This is a genomic window from Serratia sp. H1w (assembly GCF_000633355.1).
Lineage (GTDB): Bacteria > Pseudomonadota > Gammaproteobacteria > Enterobacterales > Enterobacteriaceae > Chania.
Window position 1 is genome coordinate 58703 of record NZ_AYMQ01000116.1, and the last position, 15659, is coordinate 74361.

General features: G+C 50.7%; 13 protein-coding genes. 8 read left to right on the forward strand and 5 right to left on the reverse strand.

Annotated features, from left to right (window positions below; translation table 11 throughout):
• Position 1 precedes the first annotated feature (1 nt).
• Positions 2-1294: a sugar ABC transporter substrate-binding protein gene (locus U869_RS0124830; protein WP_025121466.1), complete on the reverse strand. Its 1293-nt coding sequence runs from the start codon at positions 1292-1294 to the stop codon at positions 2-4.
• Positions 1295-1830: 536 nt separating this feature from the next.
• Here U869_RS0124830 and U869_RS0124835 point away from each other — a divergent pair.
• Both U869_RS0124835 and U869_RS0124840 read left to right on the forward strand, forming a co-directional pair.
• The gene (locus tag U869_RS0124835) at positions 1831-3051 is read left to right on the forward strand and encodes an alginate lyase family protein (protein WP_025121467.1); all 1221 of its coding nucleotides are present in this window, start codon (positions 1831-1833) and stop codon (positions 3049-3051) included.
• A gap of 25 nt (positions 3052-3076) precedes the next feature.
• The gene (locus U869_RS0124840; protein ID WP_025121468.1) at positions 3077-5095 is read left to right on the forward strand and encodes a heparinase II/III family protein; all 2019 of its coding nucleotides are present in this window, start codon (positions 3077-3079) and stop codon (positions 5093-5095) included.
• Between the two features lie 129 nt (positions 5096-5224).
• Here the strand turns inward: U869_RS0124840 and U869_RS0124845 are convergent, their stop codons facing one another.
• Positions 5225-5695, reverse strand: a complete 471-nt coding sequence (locus tag U869_RS0124845; protein ID WP_025121469.1) for a hypothetical protein — start codon at positions 5693-5695, stop codon at positions 5225-5227.
• A gap of 498 nt (positions 5696-6193) precedes the next feature.
• Complete coding sequence (locus tag U869_RS0124855; RefSeq protein ID WP_025121471.1) at positions 6194-6523, reverse strand: winged helix-turn-helix domain-containing protein; 330 nt, start codon at positions 6521-6523, stop codon at positions 6194-6196.
• A 714-nt stretch (positions 6524-7237) separates the two neighbouring features.
• Between U869_RS0124855 and U869_RS0124860 the strand changes: the two genes are divergently transcribed.
• The 6 genes from U869_RS0124860 to xdhC all read left to right on the forward strand — a co-directional run bounded on the left by U869_RS0124860 (position 7238) and on the right by xdhC (position 13964).
• Positions 7238-7660, forward strand: coding sequence for a helix-turn-helix domain-containing protein (locus tag U869_RS0124860; protein ID WP_025121472.1), 423 nt, complete (start codon positions 7238-7240; stop codon positions 7658-7660).
• A complete protein-coding gene (locus tag U869_RS32915; protein WP_025121473.1) occupies positions 7641-8204 on the forward strand; it encodes a LuxR C-terminal-related transcriptional regulator in 564 nt (187 codons plus the stop codon). Before U869_RS0124860 ends, U869_RS32915 begins: the two co-directional genes overlap by 20 nt.
• A gap of 1490 nt (positions 8205-9694) precedes the next feature.
• Positions 9695-9964: a DUF1471 family periplasmic protein YahO gene (gene yahO, locus U869_RS0124870; protein ID WP_037408633.1), complete on the forward strand. Its 270-nt coding sequence runs from the start codon at positions 9695-9697 to the stop codon at positions 9962-9964.
• 350 nt (positions 9965-10314) lie between these two features.
• Complete coding sequence (gene xdhA / locus U869_RS0124875) at positions 10315-12600, forward strand: xanthine dehydrogenase molybdenum-binding subunit XdhA (protein WP_025121475.1); 2286 nt, start codon at positions 10315-10317, stop codon at positions 12598-12600.
• A 12-nt stretch (positions 12601-12612) separates the two neighbouring features.
• The gene (xdhB, locus tag U869_RS0124880; RefSeq protein ID WP_025121476.1) at positions 12613-13494 is read left to right on the forward strand and encodes a xanthine dehydrogenase FAD-binding subunit XdhB; all 882 of its coding nucleotides are present in this window, start codon (positions 12613-12615) and stop codon (positions 13492-13494) included.
• The gene (gene xdhC, locus U869_RS0124885; RefSeq protein WP_029987710.1) at positions 13488-13964 is read left to right on the forward strand and encodes a xanthine dehydrogenase iron sulfur-binding subunit XdhC; all 477 of its coding nucleotides are present in this window, start codon (positions 13488-13490) and stop codon (positions 13962-13964) included. Before xdhB ends, xdhC begins: the two co-directional genes overlap by 7 nt.
• A gap of 17 nt (positions 13965-13981) precedes the next feature.
• Here the strand turns inward: xdhC and U869_RS32640 are convergent, their stop codons facing one another.
• Together U869_RS32640 and U869_RS0124895 are read right to left on the reverse strand one after the other, a co-directional pair.
• On the reverse strand, positions 13982-14338 hold the full coding sequence (locus U869_RS32640) for an Rpn family recombination-promoting nuclease/putative transposase (RefSeq protein ID WP_025121478.1): 357 nt from the start codon (positions 14336-14338) through the stop codon (positions 13982-13984).
• The gene (locus U869_RS0124895) at positions 14316-15641 is read right to left on the reverse strand and encodes an NCS2 family permease (protein ID WP_051588667.1); all 1326 of its coding nucleotides are present in this window, start codon (positions 15639-15641) and stop codon (positions 14316-14318) included. Before U869_RS0124895 ends, U869_RS32640 begins: the two co-directional genes overlap by 23 nt.
• Positions 15642-15659: the final 18 nt, after the last annotated feature.

Below are 15659 nucleotides of genomic sequence, written 5' to 3' on the forward strand. Positions count from 1 at the left end.
ATCACTCGGCCAGCATCTGCTGTTTGGCCAGTTCGGCGTTGACCTTGCCGTTGCTGGCCTTCAACTCGGCGGCGATATCGCTATTGCAGTCCGCAAGGATGCGGTTAAAGCCATCGGCGGTGATCTGGCGGATTGGCGTCCAGTTCGGTACCTGCGGCACATAGCGGCCCTGTTCGGTATACAGCTTGGCGAAGGTGGCCCAGCGCGGATCGTCGTAAACAGACTGGATATCGACCTGCTGATTTACCGGCAGACGCACCACTGGCATATTTTTGCTGCCTTTGCCCATGCCGATCTCTTGCCCTTCCTTCGAAATCATAAATTCGATGAACTGCCGGGCGGCCTCTTTCTTCTGGCTGCTCTTCATCAGGAACACCGTGGTCCCTTCCGCCAGCGTGGCCCCACTCTTCGGCCCCTGCAGGGCGACCACTTCGAAGTTATCCTTGCCCGGATCTTTATCAAACAGCGCGATATGGTAAGGCCCGGTAAAGAACATACCGGTCTGGCCGGAACGGAATGACGGGATCACATCGGCAGTCGTGGCATTAATGGCACCAGGCTGCACCACTTTTTCGCACAGCATGTTGCGCATAAATTGCAGAGTTTCTGCCGCCGCAGGCTCATCGAGCGAGGCTTTAAATTTGCCCGGTGCCGATTCGCGGATAAAGTCACCACCGGCCTGCCAGAGGAATGCGCTCATAAACCAACTGGCATAGCCACGGGTGGTGGATGCCGGCAGCAGAAAACCGTAGGTATCGTGTTTGCCGTTGCCGTCCGGATCTTGCGTGGTGAAGGCTTTGGCCAGCGCAGCCACGTCCTGCCAGGTTTTAGGTTCAGGCAGCCCCAGTTTTTCACGCCAGTCTTTACGTACAAACAGGGCAAAGGTCTGGGCAGAGGTAGGCACACCGTAATATTTGCCATCGGTATAGCGGGTACTTTCCCAGGCGATGGGGTAGAGATTGTCATGCCCGGCAATGCTCTTCGGCTCAATCTCTTCAACGATACCGAGCTGGATAAACTGCCCAATAGCGACCGCATCGTTGAAGATCAAATCCGGCAAGGCATTCCCCGCCGCAGCGCGGGCCAGGCGTTGTTCGAAATCGGTGGTGGCGTTGAAATACTCAATTTTGATGCCGGTTTTCTTCTCGAAGGTTTCGGCCTCTTTGGCATAAATGTTTTTTGAATCGTTACTGGCACGGATCCAAATATTAAGCGTTTCTGCTGCATAAGCCGGTGTCGCTCCCAGGCCAAGCACAGATAGCAACAATAATGATTTAATTTTGCTAACGGACATTTTATTCACATCCTTTTTTTAAGAGGTTTGATAATCACGAAAATGGAGTGAACCAGGGTAGAGATATTTTTAAATGAATGCCCAGCCATTAAATCGAATGCCCTTTTTAAATACAACGCCATAAAATAGAAATCGTGTTTCAAAATTAAAAACTTTGCTGTTGGTCACACCGATAAGTGAGCGAAAAACGCAAAAATTAAATTATTACATTAAAAACAGCACGTTAAAAAATTCAACTTATTGCATTAAGAATAAAAATTATTTGATAAAGCCGGTTTTTCGTGATCGAAAGCCGATTTTTGACGTCAATTCTCATCGCAAAGGTTAAATTTGATGTATATCACAAAAAATTATCACTCTTCTCTTAAACTGCGTCACCAGCACCTTGAAACATTATTTCAATTTAAACATAAATAGCAGAAATAACGTTTAAAAAGCATAAGCGTTGTTCCGGGCTTGTCGCCTGGAAATATTAATCACCTACAATTAATAACACTATCCTCTGAGAGACGGAGAAAATCATGCTGCCGATAAAAATGGCTTTATTACCCCGTTTACCTTTGCTGGCATTGACCATAGCGGCATTATTCCATGCAGGCGGAACCTTTGCCGCCGAGGCGCACCCGCAGATCGTCAAGCTGGATGACTTGCAGTACAGCCAGCAACAGCTGGCGGCGAAAACCCCCGCGTTTGTCGGTGCCTATAACAAGCTGATCTCTTCCGCCGATCGCGCCCTCAAGCAGCCGCTGTACTCCGTCATGGACAAAAGCCTGACCGCCGCCAGTGGCGACAAACACGACTATTACAGCTTCCCTCCTTATTGGTGGCCAGACCCAACGAAAAAGGATGGCCTGCCCTATATTCGCAAGGACGGGGAAACCAATCCGGACGCCAACAGCGATGCTACCGACAAAAAACGGCTGATTGGCATGAGCAATGACGTCTCCAACTTGGCATTAGCCTGGTACTTCAGCCAAAACCCGGCCTATGCACAGAAGGCACGCGATCAGCTGCTGAACTGGTTTATCAACCCACAAACCCGCATGAATCCGAACCTGCAATATGCGCAGGCGATCCCAGGGATTAATGACGGCCGTGGTATCGGCCTGATTGACAGCCGCGCGTTGGTGGACGTGATCGACGCCATCGAACTGCTACGCCCGGCCAACGTTATCAGCGAGCACGAATACCAACAACTCAAACAGTGGTACGGCGATTTCTACCACTGGATGACCACCAGCCAGAACGGCTTTGAGGAAGATAATTGGCATAACAACCACGGCACCTACTTTGACTTACAGGCCGCCTCTTTTGCCCTGTTCAGCGGCCAAACCGACGCCGCCAAGCAACGACTGCAAATCACCCAGCTAAGGCGCATTGCCAACCAGTTTGATAATCAAGGCCGCCAGATGGCCGAGCTGGAACGTACCCGACCTTGGCACTACAGCAACTTCAACCTTGAAGCCTACAACAAGTTGGGACGTCTGGGGGAAGTGGCGGGCGTCGACGTGTGGAACTTCAGCCTGGACGATCACAGCCTGCGCAAGGGCTACAGCTACGTTGCCGGGTTTGTTAATAGCGACACACCGTGGCCGTGGAAAGATATCGACAAAATGGATGACAAGAAAGCCTTGGTCAATATCGTCAGCGCCGCCCGCGCCTGGCCAGAGAACCCACTGTTCCGTGAAAAAGCACAGTGGCTGATGGCCAGCTACCCCGACGATATCACCACGCTGATCGCCCCATTGAAACCTTAGGCTCCGGGAAGAAGGATTTATCGCAATGAAGCAGTTCACCACGCAACAACTTATTGCGTTGCGAGATCGGGCGGCCAGACAACCTTCGGTGCTGGAACAGCTGCTGGCGGATAACGCCGTAGTGCTCAACACCCCGTTGCAGGTGCCAGCAACCGCCGTCGCCACCTGGAATCTGTATTATTTCTGCCCGGATCATGGCGTGCGGTTGGTCTGGCAACACGACTCGCCCAAAGCACATTGCTGCCCGATAGACGGGCGGCGCTTTAGCGGCGAGCCTTATGACGGTGCCTGGTGGCGGGAGATGAACGGCCTGAACGCCAAGGCCTGCCGCCAGTTGGGGCTGCTATGGCAACTCACTGGTGAACAGCGCTATCTGGATAAGGTGCGCGATATTTTACTGCGTTACGCGCACTACTACCCAGACTATCAGGAGCATGGCGGCATCCCTTATAACGGGCCAGGCAAAATGAATGCCCAAACCCTGTGCGAAGCCAACTGCCTGCTCGACTTTACCCTGGGCTATGACTTTATCTGCGAGGCGTTAACACAGGCACAGCGGGATGCTATTGAACAACGTTTGCTACGTTGCGGCGCAGAATTCCTGATGGCACACCGCACACCACAGTTACATAACCACGAGGTGAAGATCGGTAGCGCCATCGGCGTGCTGGGCTTTATTTTGCAAGACGATGCGCTGCTGGAGTTTGCCGTTAATCAACCCTATGGATTGCGCTATCAGTTAGAGCACGGGTTGTTCGACGAGGGGCTATGGTTCGAGGGATCGATTCATTACCACTTTTATGCGCTGCAAGGGTTTCTGGCGTTCGAAAAGCTGGCGCAGGGCAGCCGTTGGAGCCTGCTTGCCGCGCCTTACTACCGCAAGATGCTCAGTTTCCCACTGCAACTGCTAATGCCGGACGGCAGCTTCCCACGGATTAATGACTGCATTTATGGCCAGGAACGGCTCGATCACAGCGATGTCTACGAATTTGCCTGGGCCTGCTATCAACAACCGGAGTATGCCGCAGCGCTACAGGCCATCTACCGCGACACGCCACGGGCCAATATTGATGCACTGCTCTACGGGGCAGAGTTGCCTACGCAGACGCTGAATGTGATCCCCCAACAGCATCTGCACGCACCTGATTGCGGCATCACCATTTGGCGCAAGCCAGAACAACGACGTGCGCTGTTGGTGAAACATACGCCTTACGGCGGTGAGCATGACCATTACGATCGCCTGAACCTGATTTTGTTCGACCAGGGTAAAGAGATCCTGCCCGATCTCGGCACCACCGGTTATGGCGCACGGATGCACTACGCCTACTACAAAAACAGCGCCACCCATAACACGCTGACGGTCAATCAGGCGAATCAACCGCCCGCGATCCCGCAGGTACAACGTTATCACCAAGATGAGGAGTTCTGCTGGCTGGATGTTGAAGTTGATTGGCAGCAAAACCCACCGCCGCTGGATAGCCATACGAGGATCGAATGGGATAGCCAGGCCTATCGTGATATCCGTTTCCGCCGCCGCTTGCTGTGGATGCCTGGCGCGTTGATCGATATCAGCCATATCGACAATCCGCATTGCCAGCAGTTGGATTGGACGTTGCATCTGCAAGGTAAAGCGCTGGATGCGGTAGGTGAAGCTGCCCACTTCAGCCCACAAGGGCCACTGACTGTCATGCATGATGCCCTGGTGTCGCAGCTTAACAACTGCCAACCGCGCCACTTTGCCACCTCGCGTAAAGGACAGGCTTTGTGGCTACATGGCGAGGCGATGCTATGGCAAGGCTATGCGCCAGCCAATCCGGCGGTGACGGATCTAAGTTATCTGACACTGCGTAGCCATCAGTCACGGGCGGAGTTTATTGGCGTCTGGGATTTTGACGATCGGCAACCGATAACCGATATGTATGTCAGCCGGGATAACGGTGGCTTGCGTATTCAACTGCGACGCGGTGAGTTGGTGCTGACGGTAGAAGTGGGTGACGACTGCGAGCAGCTTCCGCAATTACATACCACACAAGGTGCAGTGTGATGGCGATTCAACTCGCCAGAAAACGATAATGAACCAGGCCCCAGACTGCTAACTGTTTGGGGCTAGCTGAATTAGGCTAGCGATCCGTTTGACTCCCTGCTTACAGGATGCCGAATACGGTTATGAGGTTTATTTTTTGCAGTAAATCGACATATCCTGATCGTTGGCGATTAGAAAAGACTTGCCAGATATCGGATAGATGTTCAACTTGGCACTGACATCACTGGCAATAAAATAGGCCGGAATAAGATTTTTTAAAATAGCGTCACTGGCCGTGTTGCCGAGCAATTCGGAAACCGAATAGTTGGTGAGATAGAGATCATCACCATGCTGCTTGACACGAACCGACGTCATACGGCTGACGATTTTCGCCCCCTCGGTTTGATTAGTTACTTTGCCATCAACGGAAAACTGTCCTATATCGCCGGATAGCGTTAGTGAAAATAGCGCGTTGACGCTATCGTTTCCATTGACGACTACGGCAACGCCTTGGCAGTGAAAGTGGGTCCTTTGGTAATGCGTCTTATAGAGGTAAGCGTTGATAACGACCAAGAGAGAAAGCACCATAGCCAGTAAAGTGAACCAATAGGCCTTCTTCATTTTTGTGCCCCTCTCAGCAGATTATATACCTGACAGTTTGGCGTAATTTTATCCTCTAACGCGCGATCACAAGACAGGATTGAAGTATTCATGCTGTATTGAAAGTCAGAGATATAGAGGTGCATTTTCTTTACGCAATCGATATTGCTGCTGGCAATCATCTTTTCAGCCTCCGCCCTCCCCCTGCTATCGTTATTGGTATATACCCGACAGTTAGATATAGTCCATTGGTATTGATATTGCGCAGAGTAATTTTCGGGGGATTGATATCCCCATTTCAGAAATTGGAACACTGCCAAACCGAACAGGATAAGGTTACTCACGCATAGCAGCCATATTCGCCTTCTTTTCACTAATGGTTGTTCCCTCACCATTGGCGCAGACTCGGGCTGCGATACCTCCGGCGAAACATCTCCCTGTTGAACAATAATATCCTTGCTGGCTCTCTGGGACGGAACAAACCCCAACTCTTCCGCTTCTTCAGTTATCTCCTGAACGTCAACGTCCGGTGCCAGGGAAAACCCCCTGCTTCGGTACCGTCGTAATCATCTTTTCGCCGCTGGTTACAAAAGCCTTTAGCGCCTTACGCAGCAGCGCAATATTCTGGTATAGCGTGCTGACAGGTATCGATGAGCCCATCTCCCCCCAGACATAGGGGTAAAACTCTTGCTGTGGCACCAAGGTATAGCGGCGTTCAATCAATAGCTGCAGGCAGCGGCTGACGGGAGCATTGAGCACTATTGACAGATTTTGGCTGCCATAGGCGACTAGCTGGTGTTCCACAGGATAAAACTCAATGCAGGCATTTAAAAGATAGCGTTTTGGCATAGTTTACTACCTTGATCAGGGTATCGATATCATGCTTAATTTCAATATGTTAGCGATCTAAACCAGATGACTACATTTAGTATAGCGTTCTCCTGATAAGATCAGGAGCTGAAAGCCCTTGGTAAAGATCTAAATCAGATCGGAAAAAGTGATTTACCGCATTGAAATTTAACGATTTTCATCAAAAACAGAAAGATATTGGCCAACGGAACAGAACATTTCACCACTCTCCGCCTCACAGAAAAATCTACCGTTAGATTTAGCCCCTAAATATAAGCATTACACTTTGCAGGGGGATGTCTCCACGTTAGTCTTTTCCTCAACAACCTCATGGCATAAGGCTTCGCGAAAAGAAGCCAGCAGTATAGGGACAACGGTAATAACGTTCAGCCGTAATCCAACTGGGATAAACAGCGAGATACACTGGAAGAATAGCTGAATAGATAGATAAAAATTGAGTGTTTATTTTTACTCAAAACCTTGACGCTTGATCAATTTTTGCAACATACTTAATGCCTTATGTTGATAAAGTCACACAATACAGCATTAAATGCTAACAACAAGGTAAAAGCATTATTAATTAGTTGATTGAATCGATTTTACACTACTCATTTGCCAACCAACGGCTATCAGGTAAGAATATCCTTAGTCGGTAGGGCTTCAACATACGTTCCTGCAGCTACGACCGGGCAACAGAATGCTAAGAGACTAAAAATGGAAAAAATCATCTTCGGGTATTACATCGGTACCGATGTACACTTTGATCTAAATAAAAAGACACTCGTCAATGTTAATATTAACCCACGTTCTCATCAGAGGATGCAGGTTATGCTCAGAGACACAATGTTCCGTCTTTTTGTCTTCTTGATAGAGCATGCTAACGGCTCAATCATCCACAACTCCGAGATTCTATTGAACGTCTGGGACAAACACGGGCTAAGTTCATCAAACCAACGCCTATGGCAAGTGATGCAAGCACTAAAATTTAAATTGAATTTAGTGGGTGTACCCGATGATTTTATCATGCGTGTAGAGTCCAAAGGATACTATGTTAAAGAGCATATTCTTACTGTGTTATACAGTGAAAAAATGAGCTCGCAATTTCTGGAAAAAAATCATGATCTACGCCATTTCTGAAGACAATTTTTTCACTATAGGCCTGTTATCTACATTATACGCAGTTAATATTGAAGTAAAGCATATTAACATATGTGACTTTCACAATATCATCGTAAATAATGATGACATAATTTTACTCTGTACCCATAGCTTAATACATAATCGGATACTAAACCAGATTGTGGATAACACCATAAGCAGAGTGATTTACTTTGTAGACGCTGATATATACAAACATAATTTTACTTTACATTGCAGGGGTGTTATATCTAAAAAATTAGCGCAGCATGAGTTAATTAACTTTCTAAATATCCTGTTGAATAATGAACGTTCAATTACTTCCATCTCACTATCCAAAAGTGAAGTTAGGATAATGAACATGCTTGCACAGGAAAAGGATGCACATATGATCGGCAGACTATTGAAAATTTCGGCAAAAACGGTGTTCACCCACAAGTTAAATGCATTGCATAAAATGGGATTTCACCATCTTAACTCACGTGGAGTGCTTCTTTATGAGAGTATTTTCCAAACCAGAGTCAGTCGTAGTAGTAGCAGATAATATATCACATATTGAAAAGGCAGAAACTTGCAGTCAATAAAAAATCCATAAAATCGCTCTAACGAGGAGTGCATTATTACATAAATGCATCAACCCCATTAATTCCTCAAGAATAAACCTGCATTTTTACCTATAAAAACATAGGGAAACCAAATGAAAAAACTAAAGCAAAAAATAAGATTTCAAGCAAATTATCACCCTTAATGGAAGTAAGAAATTAACTATCCTGAATACAATATATCGGTGAGTCTGGAGTGCCGGACAGTAGGCCTGGGTGGTCGCCAGTGAATTTGCGTCGGTCAAAGGCGGTAAGGGAGGGCTGTAGCGATTAATCATTACAACCCTCTATTCATCATAGCCAACCTGAAATAATGAAAAACCAGGCTGACTATCATTTTCCTTTCGACATTCTGGCCACTACTTTACGCACCGCGTTGTAAACCAGATCGATCAAACGGTAGCAACCTAAAGGTATGACGAATACAAGAATGGACTTAGTAAGCCATAAAGGTAACTGAATAACAGAAACAGGTAAAATCCCAACGCAATTAAGCAGAGGATTAACAATGAACAACATAAGAACAAAAATCCATATAGAATATAAAAAATTTGATTTAATCATCATTGTGTAACCCTCTTTTTAGATGGTGCGATATGTAACAGGCTGGTATTAGTCTTAGCACTAAGTATCATTACCGGTTGCAGCTGCCACCTGCGTTACCATCGCCACAGTTACTATTGCTACCCGTTCCACCACCACCGTTCCCCGTGTTAATACAAGCGCTAGTTCCACTAATCGCGCCGCCAATCGCCCCCCGCACACCGCCATAGTTAGTGGACGCACCTCTTCCCTTATTGTTATTACGTCCTCCGTTATCGGTACGGTCACCCCCCATTATTCCCACGGCCACCGGCAATTTGACTAAGCATAGATTTATCAAGTTCAATCATAAACAGCTCCTTGGTTAAACAATATAAGTCAACTTCGTCCGAAGTCATTATTAACCCAAAGGAATTCAACGTGCAATACATTATTTATTACTGTTTCCATTAAGCCATATCAATATAAAACAGCCCACCAGAGACATATCCATATGATTTATCTTGCTTTTAATTTTACCTTTCAACTTTGGTAAAAGAATTTTATCTTTAAAATAAATTAAAACTCCCAAAGGATATTATATAGACTTCTTATTTATTCCTTTAAATTAAAATAATAATTTTTTCGGCAACAGCCTGGTCTTCGTCGGCGGTTGTTCTGCATACTCCACCATCCTGCCACCAACACGTTGTACTCACGTCAAAACCGATTTGGGGTCCTCGTCATTTCTTCGTCTATACTTGGCATCAGGGAGTTTGCAATCGAAACCTCTCACCTGAAGATGACCTTTAGCCGTTGTTTTAGCCTGAGCATAACCACTTCTAATCCCTCGCATGAATGCGGTTTTACTTGACTATCATGCACTCAACTAGCCACAAGGAAACAAGCTATGAAGAAATTGATACTGGCTCTTTTCGCAAGCACACTCGCTTTCAGTAGCGTCGCAGCAGAATTGATGGCAAAAGTGGATTTCGAAAAGGTGAAAGATCACTATGTTAAAGTCGGTAGTATTTCCACCTCTGGTGAAACCTCTCAATCTGATGCAAAAGATGAGCTGGCCAAAAAAGCGGATGAAAAAGGTGGCGATATCTATGTGTTAACCTCAGCTAACACGGATAACAAAGTTCATGGAACGGCAGACGTTTACAAGAAAAAGTAGCCCTGCCATTAAGTTAGCTTTCGCCATCCCGAATTGCCCTGACCTATTCAAGGGCAATTTTTTTGTCCCCATTCTGCTACCCCTCTTCGAGAGAGGTCTGGTTTTGAGCCCGCCAGTATCAACCTGATAATCTTATCCTTATCGATATGATAAATTATCGTTGTGCCTAGTCCTTGCTATATCAACATTGCAGCGCCCCGCCCCTCTTTGATCAGCAAAAATTGTCACGCTACCGCAATAAAGCAGATTCAACTCACAAAACCCACATCCATCTGATTAATCAACTCATTATGGCCTGCAAGTTGCTGCGGTTACCCATCGCGACTTTTTCTCTCAGCGAGGAGACCAGGATGCCTGTAGGAACGTCACCCGAACGCGTCGATGCACAAGCCAAAGTCACCGGCCGAGCCAGATATACCGACGATATGAGCATGCCCGGCATGCGCCATGCCAAATATGTTCGCAGCCCGATCGCCCATGGGCTGGTTACGCGAATCGACACCAGTAAAGCTCTGCAACTGCCCGGGGTGGAAGCCATATTCACCTATCAGGATGTACCGCAACACGGCTTCCCAACGGCGGGTCATGCCTGGTCGTTGGATGCTAACAAGCGTGACGTGGCCGATAAACAACTGCTGACCCAGCACGTACGGCATCACGGCGATGGCGTGGCGATCGTGGTCGCCAATGATGCGTTAACCGCAGAAAAAGCCGCCATGCTGGTTGAGGTGGAATATCAGGAACTCCCGGTGATGACTAGCGCAGAAACGGCGCTGGCGGCCGACGCGCCTTTGTTACATGGGGGCAAAAGCAACCTGCTGAAGCAACACCAACTCAGCGGTGGCGATCCCGAAGCGGCACTGGATGCTTCGGAGGTGGTGATCGAAGGCAGCTACCGCACGCAGGTAGTTCAACACTGCCATCTGGAAGGGGTGACCTCCTACGCCTACATGGATGAAATGGAGCGAATTGTGATCGTCTCCAGCACCCAAATCCCCCATCTGGTACGCCGCGTAGTGGGTCAGGCGCTGGATCGCCCGTGGTCATCGATCCGGGTTATCAAGCCCTACATTGGCGGTGGGTTCGGCAATAAGCAGGACGTGCTGGAAGAACCGATGGCCGCATTCCTGACCTGGAAACTCGGCGGCGTGCCGGTCAAGGTTGAACTGAGCCGCGAGGAGTGCTTTTTAGCGTCACGCACCCGCCACTCGTTCGCCATCAAGGGCAAGATGGGCATTAACCGCGACGGCATACTGCAAACCTATAGCCTGGATGTCCTCTCCAATACCGGGGGCTATGCTTCCCACGGCCATTCCATTGCCTCCGCCGGGGCCAATAAAATTGCCTATTTATACCCGCGAATTGCCTTCGGCTATCAGGCCACGACCTTCTACTCCAACCTGCCGAATGCAGGAGCTATGCGCGGCTATGGCGCACCGCAGGTGACCTTTGCCCTGGAATGCATGATCGACGAGGCCGCCGCGCAACTGGGGATGGATCCTCTGGAACTGCGGCTTAAAAACGTCGCTCGCTTAGGGGATATCAACCCGCTCAATCATAAAGAGATCAAAAGCGCCGGTATTATCGACTGCTTGCTCAAAGGCCGGGAGATGTTTGAGTGGGATACCCGCCGTGCCGCCTGCCTGAACCAGAGTGGCCCAATCCGTCGCGGCGTTGGTGTAGCTTGCCTAAGCTATGCCTCCAATACCTATCCGGTCGGCGTCGAGATCGCCAGTGCCCGGCTGTTACTGAATCAGGATGGCACCATCCATCTGCAAATCGGGGCGACGGAAATTGGTCAGGGATCGGATACCGTCTTTGCGCAAATGGCGGCGCAAACCATCGGCGTGCCCTTCTCCTCCATCTATGTTATCTCCACCCAGGATACCGATATTACCGCCTACGATCCTGGAGCCTTCGCCTCGCGGCAAAGCTATGTCGCCGCGCCCGCCATCCGTCAGGCTGCCGAGGAGCTGCGGGGCAAAATCCTCACCCATGCAGCCTATATGTGCAGCCAGCCCGAATGGGCTCTCGATGTGATCAACGGCGAGGTGGTGTTGAAGGAGATGCCGGAAAAAGTGTTGTTCTCGGTGCAAGAGGTCTCGATGAGCGCCCATTACGATCAGGAGGTCGGCGGGCAGATCATGGCCGAGGTTTCCTGCAAAACCCGCAGCAACCCGCCAGCCTTTGGCTGCACCTTTGTTGACCTCACCGTCGATATCGAACTCTGTAAGGTCACCATCAACAAGATCCTCAACCTGCACGACTCCGGCCAGATCCTTAACCCACTATTGGCCGAGGGCCAGGTACATGGCGGGATGGGAATGGGCATCGGCTGGACGCTATTCGAAGAGATGATCATCGACGAGCACAGCGGCATCGTGCGCAACAACAATCTGCTGGATTACAAGTTCCCCACCATTCTCGACCTGCCAGAGTTGGATTGTGCGTTTGTCACAACCTATGAGCCACAGTCCGCCTATGGACACAAAGCGCTGGGCGAACCGCCGCTGATCTCTCCCGCTCCGGCGATCCGTAACGCCATCTGGATGGCAACCGGCGTGAAAATAGATGAGCTACCGCTGACGCCTAAAACGCTGTACCGCTATTTCGCGCAGGCAGACCTGATCGAGTAACTGGAGAAACCTATGTACGATATTGCACACTATTATCGGGCATCCAGCATAGACGATGCCGTGCGGCAGTTGGCCGCCGATCCGCAGGCCAGGCTGATTGCTGGCGGTACCGACGTGCTGATCCAACTTCATCATATGAACGGCAAATACCGCCATCTGGTGGATATTCACGGTCTGGCCGAGTTAAACGGTATCGACCTGCTGCCAGATGGCACGCTATGCATCGGCAGTGGCACCACCTTTAGCCAGATTATCGATTCGTCGTTGGTGCAATGCCATATCCCGATCCTGGCAGAGGCCGCCGCCACCATCGCGGGGCCACAGGTGCGTAACATGGCCACGCTGGGCGGGAATATCTGCAACGGTGCCACTAGCGCAGATTCTGCCTCGCCTTGCGTAGTGATGGAAGCCGAGCTGGAAATCGCCACTCCCACAGGGTTGCGCCGCACGCCGATCCAGGGGTTCCACACTGGCCCGGGCAAAGTCGCTTTGGGGCAAAACGAGCTGGCCGTGGCGTTGCTGTTCAGGCCACAGCACTATCAAAACTTTGGTGCCAGTTATTATAAATACGCCATGCGCGGCGCGATGGATATCGCCACCATCGGCTGCGCTGCGGCCTGCAAAATCGAAGACGGCCGCTTTAGCGCGGTGAAAATTGCCTTTGGCGTGGCAGCCCCAACGCCGATCCGTGCCCCACATGCCGAGGCCGCCGCCCTGGGTCAGCCGTTCAATGCCCAAACGCTCGCCGCTGTACGTGAGGCGGTAGTTCGTGATGTGCTGCCGCGCTCATCCTGGCGCGCCAGCAAAGAATTCCGCATGCAAATCATCCGTACGTTGGCAGAGCGCGTGCTGGCCCAGGCGGCCCAACGCGCAGGAGGAGAATTATCATGTTGATTAATTGCACTATCAATGGCCGCCCGTATCGGTTTGAAGTCGATCCCCGTTTATCGCTGATGGAGCTACTGCGCCAGCAAGGGCTTAATAGTGTCAAACAAGGGTGCAGCGTAGGGGAATGCGGTGCCTGTACCGTGCTGATCGACAATGTCGCTACCGACACCTGTATTTATCTGGCGATCTGGGCCGACGGTAAAGCCCTCCGCACCACAGAGGGCGAAGTAAAACAGGGCAAACTGTCTGCCGTACAGCAGGCTTATGTTAATGTCGGCGCGGTGCAGTGTGGTTTCTGCACGCCGGGTCTGGTGATGACCAGCACCTCTATGGTGGAACGCTTTCGCGGCCACCGCCTCACCGAACAGGAGATCCGCCGCGGCCTGGCTGGGAATTTATGCCGCTGCACCGGCTATACCTCGATCGTTAAAGCAGTAGCGCAGGCGCAACTGTTAGATGAGGAAATGTCGCGGTGAGAAACGGTGGCTAAACGTTATTGATGGATTTGCGCCAGTTCTTCTTCTGAAAGGCCAGTCAGTTGCTTTATTACTGCGGGATCGAACTCCCTGGCCAGCATGGAGCGAGCGATTTCCAAGGATGCCTCGTGTTTACCTTCCTGCCGCCCTTCCTCTCGCCCTTTCTGCTCGAGATATTCTGCAATAGTCATCAATTCCTCCTCATGCCTTGGCGCGCGCCTTGCCAATTCACGGATCAGCCTCTCCGGCTTGGTCGTACTCCCCGCCTGCAGCAGATAGTGGGCGCAGCATGCAGCGCCCCTACTTTTAGCATCGGGTGCAAGTTGGTCAGTAATCTGCTCAGCTATGCCATCAAATGGCCCAGCCACCGGCATAGAATGCCACCAGCGCCACCGCAATAATCACCGTACCAATATTCAGTTTGCGCCACTCGTTAGAGAACACGCGGCCAATTACCAGCGTACTGAACCCCAGCATAATGCCGGTAACAATGTTACAGGTCAGCACGATAAATACCGCGCAGACCAAACCGGACATGGCATCGACAAAATCGTCAAAATCCAGCTTGGCAACGTTGCTCAGCATCAGCAGGCCCACATACATCAGCGCCGGTGCCGTCGCATAGCCAGGGACCAGATAAGACAGCGGTGACAGGAACAGGATCAACAAGAACAGTATCCCCACGACCGCCGCCGTCATGCCGGTTTTTCCTCCGGCCGCCGTCCCCGCAGCGGACTCGATATACACCGCAGCCGGTGAGGCACAGACCAGCGCAGAGAACATGCTGCTCATGGAGTCGGCGGTTAACGCCCGGCCTCCGTTGATAATTTGCCCGTCCTTGTCCAGCAAATTGGCCTGTCCGGCTACCGCCCGGATGGTGCCGGTGGCGTCAAATACCGCCGTCATGACCAACGCCAATACGCTTGGCAGTACCGCCGGGTTCAACGCCCCTTTGATATCCAGGCTGAAAATCAGCGAGCTGCCGTCCGGCCCGGACAGACTTGGTAATGCAAACAGCCCCTGATATCTCACATTCGGGTCAAAAATCAGGCCGACCAGGGAAATACCGATGATCACCAATAAGATCCCGCCAGGGACCCGTAACTTCTCCAGCCCAAGGATCATCGCCAGGCCGAGTAACGACATCATTACCGGGAAAGAGACAAACGACCCAAGAGCCACCGGCAAGCCGTCCAGCGGATTCTTGATCACCATACCGACGCCGTTGGCAGCAATCAGCAGCAGGAACAGACCGATACCAATCCCGGTGCCATGCGCAATACCCATCGGCAGGTTACGCAGGATCCATGAGCGTACCCCGGTCACCGAAATAGCGGTAAATATCAGGCCCATCAGGAAGATCGCCCCCAGGGCAACAGGTATACTGATGTGCTGGCCAAGTACCAGGCTGAAGGCGGTAAACGCCGTCAATGAGATGGCACAGCCAATGGCCATCGGCAAGTTCGCCCACAGGCCCATCGCCAGCGATCCCACACCGGCAACCAGGCAAGTCGCGACAAACACCGCCGCAGGGGGGAAACCCGCCTTGCCCAGCATGCCTGGCACCACGATCACCGAATACACCATCGCCAAAAAGGTGGTCAAGCCGGCCAGCACTTCTTGACGTACGCTGCTGCCCCGCTCGCTGATCTTGAAATAGTGATCTAGCGAACTTATAGTGGCACACTGATACTG

What these genes read in the sequence shown, in the direction of transcription:
- yahO (WP_037408633.1), top strand. Translation starts at nt 9,695, where the DNA reads ATGAAGAAATTGATACTGGCTCTTTTCGCAAGCACACTCGCTTTCAGT.
- xdhA (WP_025121475.1), top strand. Translation starts at nt 10,315, where the DNA reads ATGCCTGTAGGAACGTCACCCGAACGCGTCGATGCACAAGCCAAAGTC.
- U869_RS0124860 (WP_025121472.1), top strand. Translation starts at nt 7,238, where the DNA reads ATGGAAAAAATCATCTTCGGGTATTACATCGGTACCGATGTACACTTT.
- xdhC (WP_029987710.1), top strand. Translation starts at nt 13,488, where the DNA reads ATGTTGATTAATTGCACTATCAATGGCCGCCCGTATCGGTTTGAAGTC.
- xdhB (WP_025121476.1), top strand. Translation starts at nt 12,613, where the DNA reads ATGTACGATATTGCACACTATTATCGGGCATCCAGCATAGACGATGCC.
- U869_RS32640 (WP_025121478.1), bottom strand. Translation starts at nt 14,338, where the DNA reads ATGCCGGTGGCTGGGCCATTTGATGGCATAGCTGAGCAGATTACTGAC.
- U869_RS0124845 (WP_025121469.1), bottom strand. Translation starts at nt 5,695, where the DNA reads ATGAAGAAGGCCTATTGGTTCACTTTACTGGCTATGGTGCTTTCTCTC.
- U869_RS0124855 (WP_025121471.1), bottom strand. Translation starts at nt 6,523, where the DNA reads ATGCCAAAACGCTATCTTTTAAATGCCTGCATTGAGTTTTATCCTGTG.
- U869_RS0124835 (WP_025121467.1), top strand. Translation starts at nt 1,831, where the DNA reads ATGGCTTTATTACCCCGTTTACCTTTGCTGGCATTGACCATAGCGGCA.
- U869_RS32915 (WP_025121473.1), top strand. Translation starts at nt 7,641, where the DNA reads ATGATCTACGCCATTTCTGAAGACAATTTTTTCACTATAGGCCTGTTA.
- U869_RS0124840 (WP_025121468.1), top strand. Translation starts at nt 3,077, where the DNA reads ATGAAGCAGTTCACCACGCAACAACTTATTGCGTTGCGAGATCGGGCG.
- U869_RS0124830 (WP_025121466.1), bottom strand. Translation starts at nt 1,294, where the DNA reads ATGTCCGTTAGCAAAATTAAATCATTATTGTTGCTATCTGTGCTTGGC.